The 23,380-nt window shown below is 31.3% G+C and carries 21 protein-coding genes; all 21 read left to right on the forward strand.

Features of this window, described 5'->3' with window-relative positions; genetic code table 11:
* Nucleotides 1-232 precede the first annotated feature (232 nt).
* The 21 genes from spoIIE (at nt 233) to BUB33_RS05950 (ending at nt 22,916) form a co-directional block, all read left to right on the forward strand.
* Nucleotides 233-2,560 (forward strand): stage II sporulation protein E, encoded by a 2,328-nt coding sequence (spoIIE, locus tag BUB33_RS05850; RefSeq protein WP_072974245.1) that lies wholly within the window; start codon nt 233-235, stop codon nt 2,558-2,560.
* Nucleotides 2,561-2,726: 166 nt separating this feature from the next.
* Nucleotides 2,727-4,106, forward strand: a complete 1,380-nt coding sequence (gene tilS / locus BUB33_RS05855) for a tRNA lysidine(34) synthetase TilS (RefSeq protein ID WP_072974247.1) — start codon at nt 2,727-2,729, stop codon at nt 4,104-4,106.
* Nucleotides 4,107-4,136: 30 nt separating this feature from the next.
* Nucleotides 4,137-4,673, forward strand: coding sequence for a hypoxanthine phosphoribosyltransferase (hpt, locus tag BUB33_RS05860; protein ID WP_072974249.1), 537 nt, complete (start codon nt 4,137-4,139; stop codon nt 4,671-4,673).
* 77 nt (nt 4,674-4,750) lie between these two features.
* A complete protein-coding gene (ftsH, locus tag BUB33_RS05865; protein ID WP_072974251.1) occupies nt 4,751-6,559 on the forward strand; it encodes an ATP-dependent zinc metalloprotease FtsH in 1,809 nt (602 codons plus the stop codon).
* Between the two features lie 229 nt (nt 6,560-6,788).
* Nucleotides 6,789-8,468 (forward strand): acyl-CoA mutase large subunit family protein, encoded by a 1,680-nt coding sequence (locus BUB33_RS05870; RefSeq protein ID WP_072974253.1) that lies wholly within the window; start codon nt 6,789-6,791, stop codon nt 8,466-8,468.
* Nucleotides 8,469-8,558: 90 nt separating this feature from the next.
* Entirely contained in the window at nt 8,559-8,954 is a 396-nt protein-coding gene (locus tag BUB33_RS05875; protein ID WP_072974255.1) for a cobalamin B12-binding domain-containing protein, read from the forward strand.
* A 15-nt stretch (nt 8,955-8,969) separates the two neighbouring features.
* Nucleotides 8,970-9,905, forward strand: coding sequence for a methylmalonyl Co-A mutase-associated GTPase MeaB (gene meaB / locus BUB33_RS05880; protein ID WP_072974257.1), 936 nt, complete (start codon nt 8,970-8,972; stop codon nt 9,903-9,905).
* A gap of 157 nt (nt 9,906-10,062) precedes the next feature.
* Nucleotides 10,063-10,464: a methylmalonyl-CoA epimerase gene (gene mce / locus BUB33_RS05885; protein ID WP_072974259.1), complete on the forward strand. Its 402-nt coding sequence runs from the start codon at nt 10,063-10,065 to the stop codon at nt 10,462-10,464.
* Nucleotides 10,465-10,491: 27 nt separating this feature from the next.
* A complete protein-coding gene (locus BUB33_RS05890; RefSeq protein WP_072974261.1) occupies nt 10,492-12,036 on the forward strand; it encodes an acyl-CoA carboxylase subunit beta in 1,545 nt (514 codons plus the stop codon).
* A gap of 14 nt (nt 12,037-12,050) precedes the next feature.
* Complete coding sequence (locus tag BUB33_RS05895; protein WP_084725204.1) at nt 12,051-12,413, forward strand: OadG family protein; 363 nt, start codon at nt 12,051-12,053, stop codon at nt 12,411-12,413.
* Between the two features lie 36 nt (nt 12,414-12,449).
* Complete coding sequence (locus BUB33_RS16750; RefSeq protein ID WP_072974263.1) at nt 12,450-12,851, forward strand: DUF2118 domain-containing protein; 402 nt, start codon at nt 12,450-12,452, stop codon at nt 12,849-12,851.
* Nucleotides 12,852-12,878: 27 nt separating this feature from the next.
* The gene (locus BUB33_RS05905) at nt 12,879-14,063 is read left to right on the forward strand and encodes a sodium ion-translocating decarboxylase subunit beta (protein WP_072974265.1); all 1,185 of its coding nucleotides are present in this window, start codon (nt 12,879-12,881) and stop codon (nt 14,061-14,063) included.
* A 162-nt stretch (nt 14,064-14,225) separates the two neighbouring features.
* Nucleotides 14,226-15,179 (forward strand): P1 family peptidase, encoded by a 954-nt coding sequence (locus BUB33_RS05910; protein WP_072974267.1) that lies wholly within the window; start codon nt 14,226-14,228, stop codon nt 15,177-15,179.
* 171 nt (nt 15,180-15,350) lie between these two features.
* Nucleotides 15,351-16,100 (forward strand): ECF transporter S component, encoded by a 750-nt coding sequence (locus BUB33_RS05915; RefSeq protein ID WP_072974270.1) that lies wholly within the window; start codon nt 15,351-15,353, stop codon nt 16,098-16,100.
* Nucleotides 16,101-16,110: 10 nt separating this feature from the next.
* On the forward strand, nt 16,111-16,893 hold the full coding sequence (locus tag BUB33_RS05920) for a type III pantothenate kinase (protein ID WP_425329680.1): 783 nt from the start codon (nt 16,111-16,113) through the stop codon (nt 16,891-16,893).
* 43 nt (nt 16,894-16,936) lie between these two features.
* A complete protein-coding gene (gene dusB, locus BUB33_RS05925) occupies nt 16,937-17,905 on the forward strand; it encodes a tRNA dihydrouridine synthase DusB (RefSeq protein WP_072974274.1) in 969 nt (322 codons plus the stop codon).
* A gap of 147 nt (nt 17,906-18,052) precedes the next feature.
* Nucleotides 18,053-18,889 carry a hypothetical protein gene (locus BUB33_RS05930; RefSeq protein WP_143154886.1) on the forward strand — a complete coding sequence of 279 codons (837 nt, stop codon included), beginning with the start codon at nt 18,053-18,055 and terminating at the stop codon, nt 18,887-18,889.
* A 150-nt stretch (nt 18,890-19,039) separates the two neighbouring features.
* Complete coding sequence (gene greA / locus BUB33_RS05935) at nt 19,040-19,516, forward strand: transcription elongation factor GreA (RefSeq protein ID WP_072974279.1); 477 nt, start codon at nt 19,040-19,042, stop codon at nt 19,514-19,516.
* Nucleotides 19,517-19,545: 29 nt separating this feature from the next.
* Entirely contained in the window at nt 19,546-21,024 is a 1,479-nt protein-coding gene (gene lysS / locus BUB33_RS05940) for a lysine--tRNA ligase (protein ID WP_072974281.1), read from the forward strand.
* Nucleotides 21,025-21,130: 106 nt separating this feature from the next.
* A complete protein-coding gene (locus BUB33_RS05945; RefSeq protein WP_072974283.1) occupies nt 21,131-22,336 on the forward strand; it encodes a glycosyltransferase family 4 protein in 1,206 nt (401 codons plus the stop codon).
* A gap of 106 nt (nt 22,337-22,442) precedes the next feature.
* Nucleotides 22,443-22,916, forward strand: a complete 474-nt coding sequence (locus BUB33_RS05950; RefSeq protein ID WP_072974286.1) for a demethoxyubiquinone hydroxylase family protein — start codon at nt 22,443-22,445, stop codon at nt 22,914-22,916.
* Nucleotides 22,917-23,380 lie beyond the last annotated feature (464 nt).

Here is a 23,380-nt window from a genome sequence, read left to right on the forward strand (position 1 = left end):
CAAAATTAGACATTTAATAGAAAATATATAACTTAAGGAAGCAAAGGTTGAAAATACAATGATTGCTCCTTAAAGTAAAGAATATTAAGGTTTGTTTAGGAAAACTTAAGGTTATAGTATAAACCAATGATTTATGTCTAAAGTTTCTTAAAACCTACTGCCTAGAATTGACAAATTATTAGGACTTGTTTTGTTAGTATTTAATTAAATACTAATAACAGGAGTGATTTTTATGATGAGGACTGATTCTTTAATTACTAAAAGGCATTGGTACAATATAGGATTTGAAGTGGATAGTAGTGCAGTAATAATTATGATTATGGGTTTTTTTCTAGCTAGAGTAAATATACTAAATAAATTGACTCCCTTTGGATTTGCATTTCTAGCTTCATACCTTATAATGAAAAATTTAAACATTCATCTACTTATAGCTGTAATAGTAGGTACTCTATCACTACAAGGAATAAAAGGCATAAGTTATATTTCTTCATATATTTTAATTTATACATTTTTCACTGTATTTAAAAAAGAAAAAACTTATTCTTTATTAAAGGCAGCTGTAGTATCTGCTTTTATATTTACAGGATTTAGAAGTCTAGGGATTTTATTTAGCAATACAATATTTATATATGATTTATTTATGATTATATTTGAAGGAGTAGTAGTTTTTACTATGATTTATATTTTTTCATTTAGTATTCCTATAGAAGAAATTAGAGGGGCAAATCTAAATAATGAAAAAATGATTTGCTCATTTATTACTTTAGCACTGACTTTAGCAGGGATTAAGAATATCTCAGTAATGGGAGTTGAAGTTAAAAACTTAGTTTGTATAGCTGTAATACTACATTTGTCCTATAATTATGGAGCATTTTTAGGTGGTACTATAGGGATAATTCTAGGAATGGTAACATATATATCACACCCCGAGATGCCTTTTATCATAGGTATATTTGGAATTACGGGGCTTTTAGCTGGAATATTTAAGGATTTAGGAATCTTTGGTTCAGTTTTAGGATTTTTTCTAGGAAATGGGATTATCTCTTTTTATATAAATGGGTTAGGAACTTCCTTTTTAAATTTTAAAGAAATAATATTAGCATCATTATTCTTTTTAATAACTGCGGAAAAGATGAATTTTGAAATATCTGAACTATTGACAGTTGATTTTGATTTAAAAAAAGAATATGCAGAGAAGAAGGATGAGGTTGTAGTCAAAAAACTAAATAGGATGTCAGAGCTATTTAATAATCTAAGCAGCACTTTTAAGGAATCGGCAGAAGAAAAGGATTTTTATTTTACAAATGAAGTATATAGCATGGTAGATGGCATAGCCAACAATATTTGTACAAACTGCTCTAAATATGAAGAATGTTGGGAAAAAAATTATTATAAATCCTATCAAAATTTTTTCAACTTAGTAGGTCTTGTTGAGATGAATGGAATTGATAATGAAATGGTTTATTCAGAAGCCAATAGTTTTTGCATTAGGGGAAGAGAAATAATCGAAACAATTGATAGGGCTGTGGAAAGATCCACATTAAATTACAACTGGCAATTAAGATTAAGAGAAAGTAGAATTTTGTTATCAGAGCAGTTAGAAGGTATTAGTAAGGCCATAGAAGATATGACAGCTAATCTTTATACCAACTCTACCTTTAACAAAGAGATTGAAGAAGGTTTGTATAAGGATTTGAAAAATAATAGAATAGATATAAAGGATATTTCTGTTTTGCAAATGGGAGAAGAAGATTTTGAGATATATATAGATTTAAATACCCCTATGGATGTGAATAATAGATTAGAAACAATTATATCACAAAGTTTAGGTTTTTCAGTAGCAAGTGATACTAGTTTCAATAGCATATCTAGTAGGAAGCAAAGATTTAAACTTTTAAAATCCAATAGATTCAGTGCCATAACTAAAATGGCAACAATGGGAAATTCGGAGAATAAAATATCTGGTGATAACTTCACATTTGGGGAAATTGATAATATTCATTATTCTGCATTAAGTGATGGAATGGGTATAGGAAGAAAGGCTAATGAGGAAAGCAAGGTAGCGATTTCTCTTTTAGAAAAACTTATGGAAGCAAATATAGATAAGGATATAATACTAAAAACTATAAATTCTGTATTAAGGACAAAATCCAATGATGAGATATTTACAACATTAGATCTTTCTTTTATAGATTTATATTTAGGAAAACTGCAGATGATTAAGTCTGGTGCACCGGCAACGTTTATAAAGAAAAGGGATAGAGTGGAAATAATTAATTCAAGGACATTGCCTGTAGGAATATTAAAGGAAATAGATTTTAACTTATATGAAGAATATATTGAAGATGGAGATATTATCATTATGGTTTCAGATGGGGTTTTAGATGCAAATAGATATATAGATAATTCAGAAGCTTGGTTGAAAGATATTATAACTAAAATAGATAGTATTAATCCCCAAGTTATAGCCAATGAAATAATAAAAGAAGCTAGTAATGTAGTATTGAATACTAGGGACGATATGACAGTCTTAGTAACAAAGGTTTGGAAAAACATATAGGGCAGTGGATAGCTAGGGGTTTATAGTTAATAGTATTTATATTTCTTCCCTAGTTTAAGGTTGCAATAAATAAAAATTTATTGCAACCTTAAATTTTGTTGACAATTAGGTTATAATAAAGATATAGTTGACATTGGTTTAGTAAATAAATTATAGGGTGATTGTTTTGAAGAATAAAGTACTATCTACTATTAAAGATTATAATTTAATTGGTGAAAATGATAATATAGTTGTAGGGGTTTCTGGGGGACCAGATTCTATGGCATTACTATATGTTTTACTAGAGATTAAAGATTTAATTAATTTTAATATATATATTGCTCATGTAAATCATGGAGTAAGAGGGGAAGATGCTAAAGCAGATCAATTGTTTGTTGAGGGTATGGCTAAAAAACTGGGTTTACCATATTATACTAAAAATGTAAATATGGTTGAATATGGTAAAGAAAAGGGTATATCTTCAGAAGAGGCTGGAAGGGAACTTAGATATGGATTTTTTAGAGAAATTCTTGAATTAGTAGGCGGAGGTAAAATAGCTGTAGCTCATAATATGAATGATCAAGCAGAAACTTTAATTATGAGATTTTTAAGAGGAACAGGAATTGATGGTTTAAAGGGTATGGATTTTGTAATCAAAGATATAATCAGACCAATACTGGGTATAAGTAGGAAAGAAATAGAGACTTATATAAAAGAAAAAGAAATAGAGACAGTATTGGATAAAACAAATTTAGAACCTATTTATAGTAGAAATAAGGTTAGATTAGAACTAATTCCTTATATTGAGGAAAATTTTAACCCTAATATAGTTAACACTCTTTGGAGAACCTCTAGGATTTCTTCTATGGATAGTGAATTTTTAGAAGAATTTTCTGAGTTAAGATATAATATTATAGTGAAAAATCAAGATAAACGTAGTATAATCTTAGATGGTAGGAAATTATTAGAGGAACATAGAAGTATTCAGCAAAGAATTATAAGATTGGCTATATTAAAAATTAATGATTCTTTACATGGGATTACTGAGGCTCAAATATCCTCAGTCATAAATCTTTTATTGACATTAGGAACTGGGAGGGAAGTTCATTTATCTAATGATATAGTTGCAAAATTAACTTATGGAGATTTAATTATTGAAAAGGGTATAAGTAAATCTATAAACAAATATTCATATAAATTAAACTTTCCAGGACTTAATATTATAAATGATATAGGCTATTCTTTTGATATTAAAGTCTTTGATATATATAAAGATTTTAATATGAATAAAGATAAGAATATCAAGTATTTTGACCTAGATAAGATTAAGGGAGAATTAGTTGTAAGAAATAGAATAGATGGAGATAGAATAATACCCTTTGGTATGAGAGGGACAAAGAAACTTAAGGATTATTTTATTGATGAAAAAATTCCAAAGGAACTAAGGGATAAGATTCCATTAATTGTAGATGATGAAAATATTCTTTGGGTTGTGGGGTATAGGACAAATGATTTGTATAAGGTTACTAAGAAAACAAAAAGGATCTTATCAATATATTATAATTAATTAACAATACATAATAAGGAGGATTATACAATGAAAGATATAATCAAAAGTATATTAGTTTCTGAAGAAGACATTGAAAAGAGAGTAAAAGAATTAGGAGCTCAAATTACTGAGGATTATAAGGATAAGGATTTAATTTTAGTAGGAATATTAAAAGGTGCTGTTATTTTCATGTCAGATTTAGCTAGAAATATAAACAAGCCAATAGGATTGGATTTCATGGCTGTTTCATCCTATGGCAGATCTTCAACTTCAACTGGTGAGGTTAGAATAATAAAAGATTTGGACTTTAGTGTAGAAGATAAGGATGTATTAATTGTAGAAGATATTATAGATACAGGTTATACATTAGCTTATTTAACAGATAATTTGAGGAAGAGGGGTGCAGCTTCTGTTAAGGTGTGTACTCTTTTAGATAAACCAGATAGAAGAAAGGTTGATGTAGGTGTGGATTATTTAGGTTTTGCTATTCCTGATGAGTTTGTGGTAGGATATGGGCTAGATTATTCTGAAATAGGAAGAAATTTACCCTATGTTGCCGCACTTAAAGAGGAAGTATATAGTTAGTAGAAGGTTGAAAAAACTATATAATGATGATATAATAAAAAGATATTATTTACTTATAAGAGGAGGGAGGATTTGTATTGAAGAGATTTTTCAAAGGTATTAGTGTGTACCTACTAATAGTGATTATTATAATGCTTTTAGTAACAAGATTTGGAAATGATGTTGAACAGGTTAAGAAAATAGACGTAACTGAATTGGTAGGACATTTAAATAAGGGTAGAGTTGAAAGCATTGAAATGGAAGGAAATGAAGTGAAAGGTAAATTGAAGGATAAGACTCAATTTACAACTTTATTGCCTAATGAAATGAGATATACATTTTATTCAGATTATTTAAAGGATTTAGTTGATAGTGAAAAGATACATTATGGTGCTATACCAGAACCTACGACTCCTTGGTTTGTAAATGTAATTCCAACTATATTAACTCTTTTAGTTATTGCAGTGTTTTGGTTTGTATTTATGCAACAATCCCAAGGTGGCGGAGGAAAGGTAATGTCCTTTGGCAGGTCTAGGGCTAAGATGGTTAAAGAAGATGGAAAGGTTATTACATTTGCCGATGTAGCAGGATTACAGGAAGAAAAGGAAGAGTTAAAGGAAATAGTAGATTTTCTTAGAACTCCTAGAAAATATATTGAGATAGGTGCTAGAATTCCTACGGGGGTATTGTTAGTTGGGCCTCCTGGAACAGGTAAAACTTATCTTTCCAAAGCAGTAGCAGGAGAGGCAGGAGTACCTTTCTTTACTATATCTGGTTCTGATTTTGTGGAAATGTTTGTAGGTGTTGGAGCAAGCAGAGTTAGGGATTTATTTGAACAAGCAAAGAAAAATGCTCCTTGTATAGTATTTATTGATGAAATTGATGCAGTAGGTAGGAGAAGAGGTGCTGGACTTGGTGGAGGTCATGACGAAAGAGAACAAACATTGAACCAACTACTTGTTGAAATGGATGGCTTTGCAACCAATGAGGGTATAATTGTAATGGCAGCAACCAATAGAGCTGATATACTTGACCCTGCATTACTTCGTCCCGGTAGATTTGATAGAACAATTTATGTAGGGTTACCTGATGTAAGAGGTAGAGAAGAGATATTAAAGGTTCATACAAAAAATAAACCATTGGATAATGATGTTGATTTACAAGTAGTTGCTAAGAGAACTCCAGGATTTACACCAGCAGATTTAGAAAACTTAGTAAATGAGGCAGCATTACTTACTGCCAGATTTAATTTAAAAGCTATACCTATGGATTTAATTGAAGAAGCTTCCATTAAAGTTCAAGCAGGGCCAGAGAAGAAGTCTAAAGTTGTTAGTGAGAAGGAGAGGAAGCTTACAGCTTATCATGAGGCAGGGCATGCACTTACTTCTAGACTTACTCCAGATACTGATCCAGTTCATATGGTAACTATTATTCCAAGGGGAATGGCTGGAGGCTTTACAGCTTATATACCAGAAGAAGATAGAAGTTTTTTAACAAAAAAACAAATGGAAAGTAAACTTGTAACTCTTCTTGGAGGTAGAGTAGCGGAAGCATTAGTATTAGGGGATATAAGTACAGGTGCTCAAAACGACATTGAAAGAGCTACTAAAATTGCCAGATCAATGGTTACCCATTATGGTATGAGTGATAAACTTGGACCTATGACCTATGGTACTGATGATGAAGAAGTATTTGTAGGCAGAGATTTTGGCAGGACTAGAAATTATAGTGAAGATGTAGCAGCTGCCATAGATAAGGAAATGAGAACTTTAATTGATACTGCATATAATAAAGCAGAGCAATTATTAAGGGATAATATGGATAAACTTCATAGAGTAGCAGAAGCTTTATTAGAGAAAGAGACTATAGATGGTAAAGAATTTGAATCTTTGTTCATAGGAGCATAAAGTAGGTGATCCCTTTTATAGGGAGCCTACTTTTTTTATGACCTAACTGAATGAATGTTATAAAAGAAGGAATTGCTACATATTTATATATATAAATGCAATATTCCATTCATTTTTAAATTATATTGAAATATATGTTGCAAAAACCTGGTACTTATTACTATAATATACTATGAAGATAAGTTTTTAGGTAAAATTTAAAATTGCCATAATAAGGAGGTAAATCAAGTTGTTTGATGATAAAAAGCTTGAAGAAATTAAGATGTCGGTAGATAATTGGGATAATGGGGTAGTGAAGAAATCCTTAGCTAAGTTTCCTGAAAGAAAGGAAAAGTTTACTACAGGCTCAAATATAGAAGTAGATAGGCTATATACTCCATTAGATGTAGAGGGTGTAAATTACAATGAAGATTTAGGCTTTCCAGGAGAATTTCCATTTACTAGAGGTGTTCAATCTACAATGTATAGAGGTAGACTTTGGACTATGAGACAATATGCTGGATTTGCATCAGCTGAAGAATCAAACCAAAGATATAAATACTTATTGGAACAAGGTCAAACTGGATTAAGTGTTGCTTTTGACTTACCAACACAAATAGGTTATGATTCTGATGACGGGTTATCAGAAGGTGAAGTTGGAAAAGTAGGAGTAGCTATAGATTCTTTGAAGGATATGGAAGTTTTATTTGATGGCATACCTTTAGATAGAGTTAGTACATCAATGACTATTAATGCACCAGCATCTGTTTTATTAGCAATGTATATTGCAGTTGCAGAAAAGCAAGGCGTTTCAAAGGATAAGTTAAGGGGAACTATACAAAATGACATCTTAAAGGAATACATAGCAAGAGGAACTTATATATTCCCACCAGAACCATCAATGAGATTAATTACTAATATATTTGAATATTGTTCAAAAGAAGTTCCAGCATGGAATACTATAAGTATTAGTGGTTATCACATAAGAGAAGCAGGCTCTACAGCATCCCAAGAAGTTGCTTTTACATTAGCAGACGGTATAGCTTATGTTGAAGCAGCCATTAAAGCAGGACTTGATGTAGATGATTTTGCACCAAGATTATCTTTTTTCTTCAATGCTCACAATGACCTTTTAGAAGAAGTTGCAAAGTACAGGGCAGCTAGAAGATTATGGGCTAAAATAATGAAGGAAAGATTCAAGGCAAAGAGTCCAAAATCAATGCAACTTAAGTTTCATACTCAAACGGCTGGATCTACATTAACAGCGCAGCAACCTGATAATAATATAATAAGGGTTACAATTCAAACACTAGCAGCAGTTCTTGGTGGAACTCAATCACTTCATACTAATTCAAGGGATGAGGCTTTAGCATTACCAACAGAAGATTCTGTTAGGATTGCTTTAAGAACTCAACAAATAGTTGCTCATGAATCTGGTGTAACGGAAACAATAGATCCATTAGCGGGTTCTTATTATATTGAAAGTTTAACTAATAAGATAGAAAAAGAGGCAATTAAATATATAGAAACTATAGATGAATTAGGCGGAGCACCTAAGGCAATAGAAAAGGGATATATTCAAAAAGAAATTCAGAATGCTGCGTATAGATATCAAATGGAAGTAGAATCTTTAGAGAGAATAGTAGTAGGAGTAAATAAATTCCAAATTGAAGAAACAGATAAAAAGGAATTATTAAAAGTAGATAAAACAGTTGAAATAAATCAAAAAGAAAAATTAAAGAAGCTAAGAGCGGAAAGAAATAATGAAGAAGTTGAAAGAAAATTAAATTTATTAAAAGAAAAAGCTAATACGGAAGAAAACTTAATGCCGTTTATATTAGATGCTGTTAAAGCGTATGCGACCCTTGGGGAAGTTTGTAATGTTTTACGTGAAGTATTTGGAGAATATCAACAGTCAGTAATATTATAACAATTAACATATTAATTTATATTAATTAGTTTTAATTGTTAATGGTTAATTGTTATCTGTTAATTGAATAAACGGGAGGTATATAAAAACATGGATAGACCAATTAGAGTTTTAGTTGCAAAACCTGGACTTGATGGACATGATAGGGGAGCTAAGGTAATTGCAAGAGCATTAAGAGATGCGGGAATGGAAGTTATATATACAGGTCTTAGACAAACGCCTGAGCAAATAGTTGCGGCTGCTATTCAAGAGGACGTAGATGTAGTGGCAATGAGTATATTGTCAGGAGCACATAATCATTTATTTCCAAAGGTAGTAAATCTATTAAAAGATGAAGGAGTAGATGATATGCTTATAGTAGGGGGAGGAGTTATTCCAGAAGATGATATTCCCTATCTTATAGAATCAGGAGTGGAAGGGATTTTTACTCCAGGTACACCAACAAAGGATGTAGTAGATTTTATTACAAGTAACCTTAAGAGATAATAGGTGGTGTCTTATTTGAATATAAATGAAGGTTTATTGGAAGGTAATAAAAGAGCATGTGCTAGACTTATTACTATGTTAGAAAATAATGATAAAGAAGCAATTGATATATTAAAAAAATTATATAATAAATCAGGTAAAGCCTATGTAGTTGGTATAACAGGACCTCCTGGAGCAGGTAAATCTACTTTGACTGATAAACTAACTAAGGAACTTAGGAAACAAGGGAAGAAAGTAGGCATAGTTGCTGTGGATCCTACTAGCCCATTTAGTGGAGGAGCTATCTTAGGGGATAGAATAAGAATGAATGATCTTGCCTTAGATAAAGATGTATTTATAAGAAGTATGGGTACTCGTGGTTCATTGGGAGGTATGTCAAAGGCTACTTGGGGTGCTATAAAGGTTTTAGATATTTTTGGGTGTGATTATATTTTTATAGAAACAGTAGGAGTTGGGCAATCAGAAGTGGATATAGTAAAGACTGCAGATACTGTGCTTATGGTCATGGTTCCCAATCTAGGGGACGATATTCAGGCAATAAAGGCAGGAATAATGGAAATAGCAGATGTATTTGCCATAAATAAATCTGATTTAGATGGAGCTGACAAAACTAAGGTTGAAATAGAAATGAATTTGGACTTAAATGAACATAGTGATTATAGGCCACCGGTGATTAAAGTATCGGCAGGAAAAAATAAAGATATAGATATACTTTTAGAGAAGATTTTAGAGCATAGAGAATATCTGGAGAAGACACATGAGCTGGAAAAGATAAGAATAAGAAATAATAAATTAGAGATATTGAAAATGGTAGAAGAAGATTTAATGAAATTGATTTTAGACAGAGCAGTCAAGGAAGATTTAATAGAAAACTTAGCGAAAAGGGTTACTCTAAGAGAAACAGATCCTTATACTGCGAAAGATGAGATAATACAGTTAATAACCAATTGATAATTGATGCTAACAGATTAATCTTGAAAAAATAAATGAGTGATAGTTTGGTATGACTAAAATTATATAAATTATTAGATATATGGTTTTATTTTCCGTTGTCAAATAAAGAGAAAAACTGCTAATTGTTAATTTAATAATGAAAGGAGAAAGTAAAATGGTTGGTAAAGTTGACCATATTGGTATTGCTGTTAAAAATTTAAATGAAACATTAAGATTTTACGAGGACATTCTTGGGATGAAAAGTGTAAATGAGGAAGTAGTGGAAGAGCAAAAAGTTAAGGTTGCATTTTTACCCATAGGGGATACAGAAGTTGAATTACTAGAATCTACTGAAGAAGATGGTCCTATAGCTAAATTTATTGAGAAAAAGGGTGAAGGGATACAACATATTGCTTATAGAGTAGATGATATTGAAAAAGCTATTGAAGAAATGAAGGAAAAAGGAATTAAGATGATAGATGAGAAACCAAGATATGGTGCTGGTGGTGCAAAAATTGCCTTTTTACATCCAAAATCAACTTTTGGAGTGTTGATAGAGCTTTGTCAAAGGGATTAGGTACTTAACAAAAGAAGGAGGGTAAATATGAAGGAAAAAATTGAAATACTCCTAGAAAACACTAAGAAAATTGAGCTTGGTGGTGGGGAGAAAAGAATTGAAAAACACCATAAGTCAGGAAAGCTTACTGCAAGAGAAAGAATTAATTTGTTATTTGATGAAGGCAGTTTTATAGAAATTGATAAGTTTGTTGAGCATAGATGTACGAACTTTGATATGGCAAAATTAGAGGCGCCTGCAGATGGAGTAGTTACTGGTTATGGTACAGTTGATGGAAGACTTGTATTTACTTATGCTCAAGATTTTACAGTAGTTGGTGGGTCTTTAGGCGAGATGCATGCTGCGAAGATTTGCAAAGTACAAGATATGGCACTTAAAATGGGAGCGCCAATTATAGGATTTAATGATTCAGGTGGAGCTAGAATTCAAGAGGGAGTAGATGCACTGTCAGGATATGGAAAAATATTTTATAGAAACACTATTGCATCAGGAGTGATACCTCAAATTTCAGTTATAATGGGACCCTCAGCAGGTGGAGCAGTTTATTCACCAGCCTTGACAGATTTTATATTTATGGTAGATAAGACAAGTATGATGTTTATTACAGGACCTCAAGTAATTAAATCTGTAACAGGGGAGGAAGTTACTCAAGAAGAACTAGGCGGTGCCAATACTCATAATAAAATATCAGGAGTAGCACATTTTGTAGATAAGACAGAAGCAGAATGTATTGAAAGAATTAAAGAGTTATTATCTTTTTTACCATCTAATAATTTAGAAGTAGCACCTATTTATGCTATAGAAGATGATATAAATAGAGTAGAAGAAAGATTAAATGAAATTGTTCCAGTTAATCCTAATAAGCCATACGATATGAAGGAAGTTATAAAATTATTGGGTGATGGTGGAGAATTTTTCGAGATTCAACCATATTATGCACAGAATATTATAACTGGATATATTAGATTAAATGGAAAAACTATAGGAGTTGTTGGTAATCAACCTAAGGTTTTAGCAGGATGTCTAGATATAAATGCATCAGATAAAGCAGGAAGATTTATTAGAACTTGTGATGCGTTTAATATACCTTTGCTTAATTTAGTAGATGTTCCAGGATTTTTACCAGGTACTGAGCAGGAATATGGTGGAATAATTAGGCATGGTGCTAAGATGTTATATGCTTATAGTGAGGCAACTGTACCTAAAGTTACATTAATTGTTAGAAAAGCTTATGGCGGAGCTTATCTTGCAATGTGCTCTAAAGACTTAGGTGCTGATCAAGTATTTGCATGGCCAAATGCTGAAATAGCTGTTATGGGACCAGATGGTGCTGCAAATATAATATTTAAAAAGGATATTGAGAATTCTGATGATCCTATTATAACTAGACAAGAAAAAATTGCTGAATACAGGGATACTGTAGCTAATCCATATATTGCAGCTCAAAGAGGATTTGTTGATGATATATTAGTTCCAAGTATTACAAGACCTAGGCTTATTTCAGCTTTCGATATGTTAGAATCTAAGAGAGAAAGTAGACCTGCAAAAAAACATGGTAATATACCAGTATAAAAGAGGTGAAATCATTGGGTGATATTATTAGCTTTAAAGATAGTTTAGTAATTACAGTATTTAGTATGTCTGTTGTATTTCTAGGTTTAGTCGTACTTGCAGTTCTTATATCTGTACTAAAAAGTATAGGTGGCGAAAAAAAGGTTGAAGAGATTAAAAAATCACCAGTACCAATTAAACCAAAAGAAAATGTAGTAGAAAACATAACTACTACAAATGATGAAGAATTAGTAGCAGTTATTGCTGCAGCTGTGGCATCAAGTTTGGGAGTTAATGTACCTGAGGTAAACATAAAAAGCATTAGAAGAATACCTCAAACTTCTCCAGCATGGGCAGCAGCTAGTAGACAAGAGCAAATATACGGTAAATTACAATAAAAGCTTCTATGGAAGCATAAATAAGGAGGCATAACAATGAGAAAGTTTATAATAAATGTTAATGGTAATTCTTATGAAGTGGAAGTTGAAGAAGTAGTATCAGGAAGCACAGTACAAAGGTCAGCGGCACCAGTAGCTCAAGCACCAGTATCAAAACCTGTAGCGAAATCTACACCAGCACCTGCTCCAAAGGAAGAGAAAAAGGAAGTAGTAGTATCTGCAGGACAAGAAGTTGTAGAAGCTCCAATGCCAGGAAATATCTGGAAGATAGAAGTAAAAGAAGGAGATAAAGTTAAGGCTGGGGATATATTATTAATTCTAGAAGCTATGAAAATGGAAAATGAAATATTAGCTCCTAGAGATGGAGTCGTTGCTAGTATCAATACTACACAAGGAGCTACTGTAAATACAGGAGATAAATTAGTAGTATTAGACTAATTCCATTGAGAAAGGAAGGTAAGTTTCATGAACTTAGGAGATATATTACTGGAATTTTTCCAGAGTACAGGATTTGCTGCCATTACTTGGGGACAAGCAGTAATGATTTTAATATCCTGTGTACTATTATATTTAGCAATTGCTAAGGGATTTGAGCCTCTATTACTTATTCCAATTGCATTTGGTATGTTATTGGCTAATTTGCCTGAGGCTGGTCTTATGGCACCTCCAGTTGTGAAGATTGCTCCACATCCAGTAACTGGAGAGTTGGTTTCTACTGTTGTAGAAAATGGAGGACTTTTATATTATTTGTATCAAGGTGTTAAGCTAGGAATATATCCACCACTTATATTTCTAGGTGTAGGAGCTATGACTGATTTTGGACCTCTTATAGCTAATCCAAAGAGTATATTACTTGGAGCAGCAGCACAATTTGGTATTTTTGTTACCTTTGTAGGTGCAATTCTTTTAGGATTTACAGGACCAGAAGCAGCAAGTATTGGTATTATTGGTGGAGCAGATGGACCTACAGCTTTATATTTAACGTCTAAACTAGCACCTCATTTATTAGGACCTATAGCAGTTGCAGCTTACTCATATATGGCGTTGGTTCCAATTATTCAACCACCAATTATGAAAGCATTGACAACTAAAGAAGAAAGAGAAGTAGTTATGGATCAACTTAGGGTAGTATCAAAAAAAGAGAAAGTTATTTTTCCAATTATGGTTACAATACTAGTTTCCTTACTATTGCCTTCTGCAGCATCTTTAGTTGGTATGTTAATGTTAGGTAATCTATTTAGAGAATCCTTAGTCACAGATAGATTGTCAAAAACAGCTCAAAATGAATTAGTTAATATAGTTACAATATTTTTAGGTACAACTGTAGGAGCAACAGCTAATGCAGAAACTTTCCTTACAGTTAAAACTTTAAGCATTATAGCATTAGGACTTGTAGCATTTTCCATAGGTACTGCTACAGGAGTAATATTTGGTAAGATTATGTATAAAACTTCTGGAGGAAAAGTTAATCCACTTATAGGATCTGCTGGAGTATCTGCAGTGCCAATGGCAGCTAGGGTATCACAAAAAGTTGGTCAAGAGGCTAATCCGAAAAACTTCTTATTAATGCACGCTATGGGACCCAATGTAGCAGGAGTAATAGGTTCAGCTATAGCAGCAGGACTATTGTTGAATTTCTTTGGAGGCTAAGATTAATTAAAAATTAACAGAGAATAAAGAACAATTAAATCGAGATTCTTCACCATTTTTGGAATGACCAAACTCGTCATCCTCAGTGTAACGAAGGATCTCGGTTTTTCGTTTTTAATTCTTAACGGTTAATCATTAATTGTTAATTGAGAGGATGATATTATGTATCAAGGTTATATAACTGATGTTCCTGGTATCAAAGTGGGTCATGCACAATCGGAAGAAGGTATGACAGGTTGCACTGTAATTATATGTGATAGTGGTGCAACAGGAGGTGTAGATGTAAGAGGATCAGCTCCAGGTACTAGAGAAACGGATTTATTTAAATCAGAGAAGATGGTAGATAAGGTTCATGCTGTAGTATTATCAGGGGGTTCTGCATTTGGTCTTGAAGCAGCATCAGGTGTTATGAGGTATTTAGAGGAGCAGAATATAGGATTTGATGTAGGAGTAACTAAGGTTCCCATAGTAGCTTCTGCTGTGATATTTGATTTGAATATAGGAAATTGTAAGATTAGACCAGACTTTAATATGGGATATATTGCCGCTAAAAATGCCAATGTAAATAATATACAGGGTAATGTAGGATGTGGTATGGGAGCTACTATAGGCAAGATTTTAGGACCAGAAAATGCTATGAAATCTGGTTTAGGTTCCGCTACTATAAAAGTAGGAGAATTAATAGTATCGGCAATGGTTGCTGTAAATAGTTTTGGTGATATCTATGATTATAAAAATAATAAGCAAATTGCAGGAGTATATGATTATAAAAACAATAAATTATTAAATACTATAGATATTATGAAAAATAAAAATAGAAACTTAGGGTTTAACATACAAAATACAACAATAGGTATAATTGCTACAAATGCAAAGTTAACTAAAGCTGAGGCAAATAAAATTTCAGAAATGGCTCATAATGGATTTGCAAGATCAATAAATCCAATTCATACTATGGTAGATGGAGATACGATATTTACTATGGCTACTAATGAAATAATGGCAGATATAAGCCTTATAGGGACTATGGCAGGGGAGGCAATGAGTAAGGCTATAGTAAATGGTGTGTTGTTTGCAGAGGGAGTATGTGGACTGAAAGCCTTGAAGGATATTTAATTAATTGTGTTAGAACATAAAAATTAATATTGAATTAATGTAGAAATAGAATTATAATGTTTTTGTTAGATAGCCAATATCAAATTAGAATTGGACTGGCTAAAAGTTAAAATTTAATATTTTATCGACTGGTATCCAAAATTAAAAGGAACTAGAGCGGGAGGGATTTTAATGGTAAAAGAAAAAGGATTTAATGTAAGAAAGATGACCATTATAGGAGTTTTAGGGGCTATTTCAGCAGTTCTTGGTATGACTCCATTAGGTTTTATACCTGTAGGACCTACAAGGGCAACAATAATGCATATACCTGTTATAATTGGTGCAGTAATGGAAGGACCAGTTGTAGGTGCTTTTGTTGGACTCATATTTGGACTATTTAGTATTTTTCAAGCTATGACTAATCAAACACCAGTATCTTTTGTATTTTTAAATCCATTGGTTTCAGTATTACCTAGAATATTAATAGGTATAGTATCTTTTTATGTATATGATATATTGAAAGATTTAGGTAAAAATAAGATTATGGCAATTTTGTATTTGATTTTCACAGGAATTATAGGATATTTATCTTATGGGATATATATCAACATAAAAACTTCACAGAGTATATGGTCGATTATAATAAATATATTTCTTATAATATTAACTTTAATTATAGCTTATTTTGTTCAAACAAAGTTTAAAAATAAAGCTTTGGAAATTATAATGGCATCTGCTATTGGTACAATGACCAATACTATAGGAGTTCTTTCCATGATATATTTACTTTATGCTGAAAGATTTGTAGAGGCTATAGGTGGGGATGTTTCTACTGCAAGAAAGATAATTTTTGGTATAGGAGTAACTAATGGTATACCTGAAGCAATTATTGCTATTATAATAGTAACTTCTGTAGTTGGAAGTTTAAAGAACAAAAGATAAGGAATGGAGTGTGAAATTATTGTTATTAGTTATAGATGTTGGCAATACTAACATAGTATTTGGGGTATATGATGATAAAGAGTTATTATATGATTGGAGAATAGCAACTGAAAGGGACAGAACATCTGATGAATATGGACTTTTATTTGAACAAATTTTCAGATACCATGGAATAAATCCAAAAGAGGTTAAAGATGTTATTATTTCTTCTGTAGTACCACCACTTATGCATACTTTACCAGCTATGAGTATAAAATACTTCGGTATAGATCCTATTGTAGTAGGACCTGGAGTTAAAACTGGAATGAATATAAAATATGATAATCCCAGAGAAGTAGGAGCCGATAGAATAGTAAATGCTGTAGCTGCTTATGAAAAATATGGTGGCCCTTTAATAATAGTGGATTTTGGTACAGCTATTACATTTTGTGCTGTATCTAAAGAAGGTGATTATTTAGGAGGTGCAATTACTCCAGGGATAAAGATTTCTTCGGAAGCATTATTTATGAGGACAGCTAAACTTCCTAAGGTTGAAATTGCGAAACCAGATAAAGTAATAGCAAAGAATACAACAAACAGTATTCAATCAGGATTGGTTTTTGGTTATATAGGTATGGTTGATTATATAATAGAAAAGATGATTAAAGAAATGGGAGAAAATGAAAATACTGTAAATATTATAGCAACAGGTGGATTTTCAAACTTAATAGCATCTGAAAGCAGATATGTAAAGAATATAGATAAAATGTTGACATTGGAAGGTTTAAGGATAATATTTGAAAGAAACAAGTAAGTAGCTTAGAGCTACTTACTTTTCTAATATTTGAGGTGGAAATATGAGAATAGGAAATATAGAAATTGAGAATAATGTATTTTTGGCTCCTATGGCTGGAGTTACAGATTTAGCATTTAGAATATTGTGTAAGGAGATGGGAGCAGGTTTAGTAGTTTCTGAAATGGTCAGTAGTAAGGGGATGTATTACAAGGATCCTGGAACTAAAACATTGTTGCAGGTAAACCCAGAGGAAAGACCAATAGCAATCCAGATATTTGGTTCAGATCCATATATAATGGCAAATGTTGTAAGAGAATACTTAAACCCTAGGGAAGATATAGATATAATAGATATAAATATGGGCTGTCCTGCTCCAAAGATAGTTAAAAATGGTGATGGTAGTGCTTTAATGAAAAATCCAATCTTAGTTAGAGATATAATAAAAGAAGTTATAAAGGTATCTAAAAAGCCTGTTACCTTAAAGATACGTATGGGTTGGGATTATGATAATATTAATGGAATAGATATAGCTAAAATAGCAGAGGAAGAAGGGATTTCTGCCTTAACAATTCATGCAAGAACTAGGGATATGTTTTATTCTGGTGAAGCAGATTGGGAATTTATTAAGAAAGTTAAAGAAAGTGTAAGTATACCTGTTATAGGAAATGGAGATATATTTGAACCACAAGATGGACTTAGAATGTTTAATTTTACTAACTGTGATGCTATAGCAATAGGGAGAGGTTCTCAAGGAAATCCATGGATATTTAGAAGAATAATTAATTTAATGACTGGAGATGAAGATATCCCACCTTCAAAAGAAGAAATAATTCAGATGTGTATAAGACATTTAAATCTTGTTTGTTCCATAAAAGGTGAAAGAGTTGGTGTAAGAGAAATGAGAAAACATGCTGCTTGGTATTTAAAAGGACTAAGAAATTCTAATGAAATAAAAAATCTAATATACACAATTGAAAATAAAGAAGATATGGAGAAAGTATTGTTAGAGTATATTAATCTTTATCCATAGTATATGTAATGAATGTAAACCTCTTTTCATATAATAGAGTTAAAACTAGAGAGGAGGGGTATTATAGAACTTTTATATATAATAAATTGTGAAAAATATATAGAATATTATAAAAAAGGAATTAGAAAATATTTGCCAGAATTTCTTTTGCCGAAAATCAAGCCTAAGGTAATAGACAGTATTATAAGAAGAAATGATATAATAGGAAAAATAGCTGGAATAAATTTAAAACCCATTGATTTTAATGATGAATATGAGTTTAAAGAGTATTTAGATGCTATAATAAGACTAAAGGGAGATGAAAATTATACTGGTTTATTTATTGAAGGATATAAAGACTTAAGTAAAGAATCCATATTTCGTATAGAAGAATTTACAAATATGAAAATATCGGATGGAGAAAATATTAAAATAACTAATCTTCCTTTAATAATGAAAGAAATATGCAATAGGATGAAAACAAACTTAGAAGAAAAGGAAATTTTAGTGATTTCTGATAATAAAGAAAAAATAAAAGCCCTAATTAAAGGAATTTCAAAAGATATAAGGTTTATAACTGCCATAGGTTGTGAGAAGGATAATGATGAGATTTATGAATATATATTGGAAGAAACAGGATTATCCTTATTTTATCCATCTAATATTAAAAGAATTTTAGGAAATTATAGTATAATAATTAATTTGATAGGAAATTTGCAGATTGATTTTTCTAAAGTAAGAAAAAATTGCATAATCTTTGACTTTGGTAATGGTATTCATTTAAGCCATAAAAGAACCTTGCCTTTCATTAAAGATTTTGCTTTTGCTTTAAATGATTTAAGTATTGAGGAAAATATATGGATGGAGGGTATGGTTCTTTCCAGTTTGGCAGAGTCTCTAATAGGAGGTAATATGAAAGGGATAAGGTATTTATATTGTGAAGATAATTATTATACTATTGAAGATTATGTAAAATCCTTTATAAATATTAAAGGGAATTTCTAAGTACTTGACATTATGGTTCCACTTGATTATAATATCTTGCATACAAGTAGGAAATGTAATTTTTCTATTAATTAAATAGTTTGCATAGATAGATAATATTTATAATAATTTTAAAGGCAATAATATATATTGGGTAAAGGAGAGAATGAAATGCCAGAAAGAGATGTATTCTTAACTGAGGATGGATTAAAGAAGTTAGAGGATGAGTTAGATGAGTTAAAGACCGTTAGAAGGAAAGAAATTGCTGAAAAAATAAAACAAGCTTTAAGTTTTGGAGATATAAGTGAAAACTCAGAATATGATCAGGCTAAAAATGATCAAGCTCAATTGGAAGAAAGAATTGCGAAGTTAGAAACTATGTTAAGAAATGCAAAGATAATAGATGAAGATGATATAACAACAGATGTTGTAGGAATTGGATCTAAAGTTTTGGTAAAAGATTTAGAATATGATGAAGAAATGGAATTTATTATAGTGGGCTCTGCAGAGGCTGATCCATATAATGGTAAAATATCAAATGAATCTCCTGTAGGTTCCGCACTTTTAGGACATAAATCTGAAGATATTGTAGAGGTAGTTGTTCCAGATGGGAAAATAGAATATCAAATACTAACTATTACTAGATAAAAAGGTTAATAAACTAAGGAGGCAAAGTAATGGGAGAAACCGAATTAAATTTAAATGAAATGTTGATGATGAGAAGAGAAAAACTTAAGGAACTGATCGAAAAAGGAAAAAACCCTTTTCTAGTTGAGAAATTTGATTATACGCATCATAGTGCTACTATTAAAAATAAATTTGAAGAATTGGAAGGGCAAAAGGTAGCAGTTGCAGGACGAGTAATGTCTAGGCGTGGGCATGGAAAAGTTAGTTTTATTGACTTACAAGATAGTGAAGGTCGTATTCAAATATTTGCTAAACAAGATGCAATGGGTGAAGAAGAGTATAAAGATTTAAGTCTTTTAGATCTTGGAGATATTATAGGTGTTAAAGGAGAGGTATTTAGAACAAATGCTGGTGAAATATCCATAAGAGCTGAAGAAATAATTATAATGACTAAATCCCTACAAATATTACCAGAAAAATTTCATGGTTTAAAGGATCAGGATTTAAGATATAGACAAAGATATGTAGATTTAATAGTAAATCCAGAAGTGAAAGAGACATTTATTTTAAGAACGAAGATAATAAAGGCTGTAAGAGAATACTTAGATGATAGGGGATTCCTAGAGGTAGAAACTCCAATTTTAAGTCCGATAGCAGGAGGGGCAAATGCAAGACCTTTTGCTACACATCATAATGCATTAGATATTGACATGTACTTAAGAATAGCCAATGAACTATATTTAAAGAGGCTTATAGTTGGTGGGTTTGAAAAGGTCTATGAAATGGGAAGAATGTTTAGAAACGAAGGGATGAGCCCAAAACACAATCCTGAATTTACTAATATAGAACTTTATCAGGCATATGTAGACTATGAAGAAATGATGAGATTAACTGAAAATCTTTTTGCTTATGTAGCAGAAAAAGCTTTAGGAAGTACTAAAATAAATTATCAAGGCACCGAAATAGAATTATCTCCACCATGGAGAAGGTTAGATATGGCAGATGCAGTAAAGGAATTTACAGGAGTAGACTTTTCTACAATCAACACTGATGAAGAAGCTATAGCAGTTGCTAAGGAAAAGGGATTAGAAATAAAACCAGGTATGACTAGAGGTCATATTATATCGGAAATGTTTGAGGAATTCTGTGAGGAACATTTAATTCAGCCTACGTTTATTACAGGACATCCAGTAGAGATATCACCTCTTGCTAAGAGAAACCCAGAAGACCCAAGAAAGACTAATAGATTTGAAGCGTTTATCAATACTTGGGAATTAGCAAATGCTTTCTCAGAATTAAATGATCCAATTGATCAAAGACAAAGATTTGAAGACCAAGTTAAGCAAAAGGATTTAGGAGATGATGAAGCCCATCCAATGGATACAGATTTCTTAAATGCAATAGAAGTAGGTCTTCCACCTACTGGAGGACTTGGGATTGGTATTGATAGAATGATAATACTTCTTACAAATCAGCCAAGCATAAGGGATATATTGTTATTTCCAACTATGAAGCCATTAGATGAGTAAAATAATAGTTACGGGCAGGAGATTAGATTCCTGCTCTTTTTTATTTTAAATATACTTGGGTATATATTATAAAAATACTTTCCTTAAAACAAGGAGTGGTGGTTAAATGAAGAAGATTTTACATATTATATCTCAGTATCCTGGGAAAACAGGTAGCGGAATATATTTGCAAGAATTAATAAGAGAAGGAAATAAAAAAAATTATATTCAAGGATTAATTGCTGGAATACCAAATGGAGATTCCATTAAGCTTAGTTATATAGATAAGTTTTATCCTTTAATATTTAATACAGAAGAACTTCCATTTCCCATCTTAGGTATGAGTGATATTATGCCTTATGAAAGTGTTAGATATTGTGATTTAACTATAGACATGCTGAATAAATGGAAGTTCTATTTTAAAAGGGTAATTCTTAATGCTATAGAAGATTTTAAACCAGATATTATACTATCTCACCATTTATGGTTATCAACTTCTTTAGTTGCAAAACTGGCTGAAGATATAAAGGTAATAGGAATATGTCATGGGACAGATATTAGGCAATTTGAGAAATGTCCACAATATAGACAAGAAGTATTAGTTGGTTGTAAAGAACTGGACAAGATTTTTTCATTAAGTGAAGAGCAAAGAGAAGATATTAGTATGAAATATAATATTCCAAATGAAAAGATTATGGTAATAGGTGGAGGATATAATGAGGATATTTTTTCCCCTCCCTTAAACAAAGTTTATAATAATGAAATAAAGATGGTATATGCAGGGAAACTGAGTTATGCCAAAGGTATAATGTCTTTACTTAGAGTATTTGATAAATTAAAAGAAAAATATAATATTAGATTGATTCTAGCCGGTTCAGGGACAGGAGAAGAAGAAAAGAAAATTAAGGAGCTAGGGACTAGATTAGGCGTGGAATTATTAGGAGAAGTAACTCAAAGAAATTTAGGCAAAATATTTAAAGAATCCGATATATTTGTATTACCTTCTTTTTATGAGGGATTATCTTTAGTTACAATAGAAGCTCTAGCTAGTGGATTATTAGCAGTAGTAACAGAAATTCCAGGGCTTAAATCAAATTTAGGTGATACCATTAATAATAGTGGGGTAATAGAGTATGTACAGCTTCCAGATATGAGTCAAGTTGATAAACCATTAGAAATAGAATTGCCATTATTTGAAGATAGATTACAAGACGCTATTGAAAGACAAATTGTGAAGAAATATGAAAACTATAAGATGGATTATAATACTAAAAAAGAAATAAAGAAGATGTCTTGGGGAAATGTATTTAATAAAATAGAAGGATATTTTTAGTTCTTGTTTTTCATAAGGTTTTAATTCTTTTTAATGTTAATGATGAATAAAATACAGATAAAAGCAAAGTATACTATTAAAGAAAATATACAATAGGAGGTATACTATGCAAATAAACTTAAGTCAAAAAGAGAGAATGATTTTAGAGGATGGAAAGCACCAAGAGGATATTTGTGTCAAGAAATATCAAAGTTTTGCTAATCAAGCAAAAGACCCTAATTTAAAACAGTTGTTAAATAAGCTAGCTTCAGAAGAACAGCATCATTACAATATTATAAATGAATTGTTGCAAGGGAAAAAACCAAATTTAACACATACTAATAAAACTCAACAAACTCAACAAACAACTAATACAAATAGTGGTAACAATATGTCTTTTAATAATCCTGAGGATGCACTATTATGTAGTGATTTATTAGCAACTGAGAAATATGTCTCTGGTTTTTATGATACTGGTGTATTTGAATCTGCAAACAAAGAAGTAAGAGAAGCCCTTCAACATATACAAAAAGACGAACAAAAACATGGAGAAGAATTGTTTAACTATATGAATACTCATGGAATGTATGATGTAAAATAGAATTATAGAGTATTTAAAACTGGGAAAGAATAAAGGTGTACTTGTATACCTTTATTCTTTTATTTCTAGAAAAACAAAAACTTTTTTAAAAAGGTATTGACTTTATGTTTAAAACCGTGTATCATAATAAAAGTCGGCTGGGGCATTGAACCAAAAGCAAATCAAATAAGATTTGAAAAAAGTTCAAAAAAACAGTTGACAACTCTTGAAAAAGAGAGTATGATAGTAAAAGTCGGCTGTGACATTAAACTTCATAAATCTGCAAAATGATTTAAAAAAGTTTAAAAATAACAGTTGACAGCAAAGGAAAAGTTTGCTATACTAAGTAAGTCACCTCAAGGGGTGACGATGAACCTAGAAAACTAAACAGTGTGAGAAACTTTGAATTATAAAAAGTAATGACCTAACCCAATGAGCGTAGCGAATTGAAGGTAGGTCAGATGTCGCGAAGTCCAAATCTATGA

Source organism: Tissierella praeacuta DSM 18095 (genome assembly GCF_900128955.1).
Lineage (GTDB): Bacteria > Bacillota > Clostridia > Tissierellales > Tissierellaceae > Tissierella > Tissierella praeacuta.

Excerpts from the sequence above, each read along its gene's own strand:
- hpt (WP_072974249.1), top strand. The coding sequence starts at position 4,137 with ATGAAAGATATAATCAAAAGTATATTAGTTTCTGAAGAAGACATTGAA.
- BUB33_RS05950 (WP_072974286.1), top strand. The coding sequence starts at position 22,443 with ATGCAAATAAACTTAAGTCAAAAAGAGAGAATGATTTTAGAGGATGGA.
- BUB33_RS05875 (WP_072974255.1), top strand. The coding sequence starts at position 8,559 with ATGGATAGACCAATTAGAGTTTTAGTTGCAAAACCTGGACTTGATGGA.
- lysS (WP_072974281.1), top strand. The coding sequence starts at position 19,546 with ATGGGAGAAACCGAATTAAATTTAAATGAAATGTTGATGATGAGAAGA.
- BUB33_RS16750 (WP_072974263.1), top strand. The coding sequence starts at position 12,450 with ATGAGAAAGTTTATAATAAATGTTAATGGTAATTCTTATGAAGTGGAA.
- greA (WP_072974279.1), top strand. The coding sequence starts at position 19,040 with ATGCCAGAAAGAGATGTATTCTTAACTGAGGATGGATTAAAGAAGTTA.
- mce (WP_072974259.1), top strand. The coding sequence starts at position 10,063 with ATGGTTGGTAAAGTTGACCATATTGGTATTGCTGTTAAAAATTTAAAT.
- dusB (WP_072974274.1), top strand. The coding sequence starts at position 16,937 with ATGAGAATAGGAAATATAGAAATTGAGAATAATGTATTTTTGGCTCCT.
- BUB33_RS05945 (WP_072974283.1), top strand. The coding sequence starts at position 21,131 with ATGAAGAAGATTTTACATATTATATCTCAGTATCCTGGGAAAACAGGT.
- BUB33_RS05905 (WP_072974265.1), top strand. The coding sequence starts at position 12,879 with ATGAACTTAGGAGATATATTACTGGAATTTTTCCAGAGTACAGGATTT.
- BUB33_RS05890 (WP_072974261.1), top strand. The coding sequence starts at position 10,492 with ATGAAGGAAAAAATTGAAATACTCCTAGAAAACACTAAGAAAATTGAG.
- BUB33_RS05915 (WP_072974270.1), top strand. The coding sequence starts at position 15,351 with ATGGTAAAAGAAAAAGGATTTAATGTAAGAAAGATGACCATTATAGGA.
- spoIIE (WP_072974245.1), top strand. The coding sequence starts at position 233 with ATGATGAGGACTGATTCTTTAATTACTAAAAGGCATTGGTACAATATA.
- BUB33_RS05910 (WP_072974267.1), top strand. The coding sequence starts at position 14,226 with ATGTATCAAGGTTATATAACTGATGTTCCTGGTATCAAAGTGGGTCAT.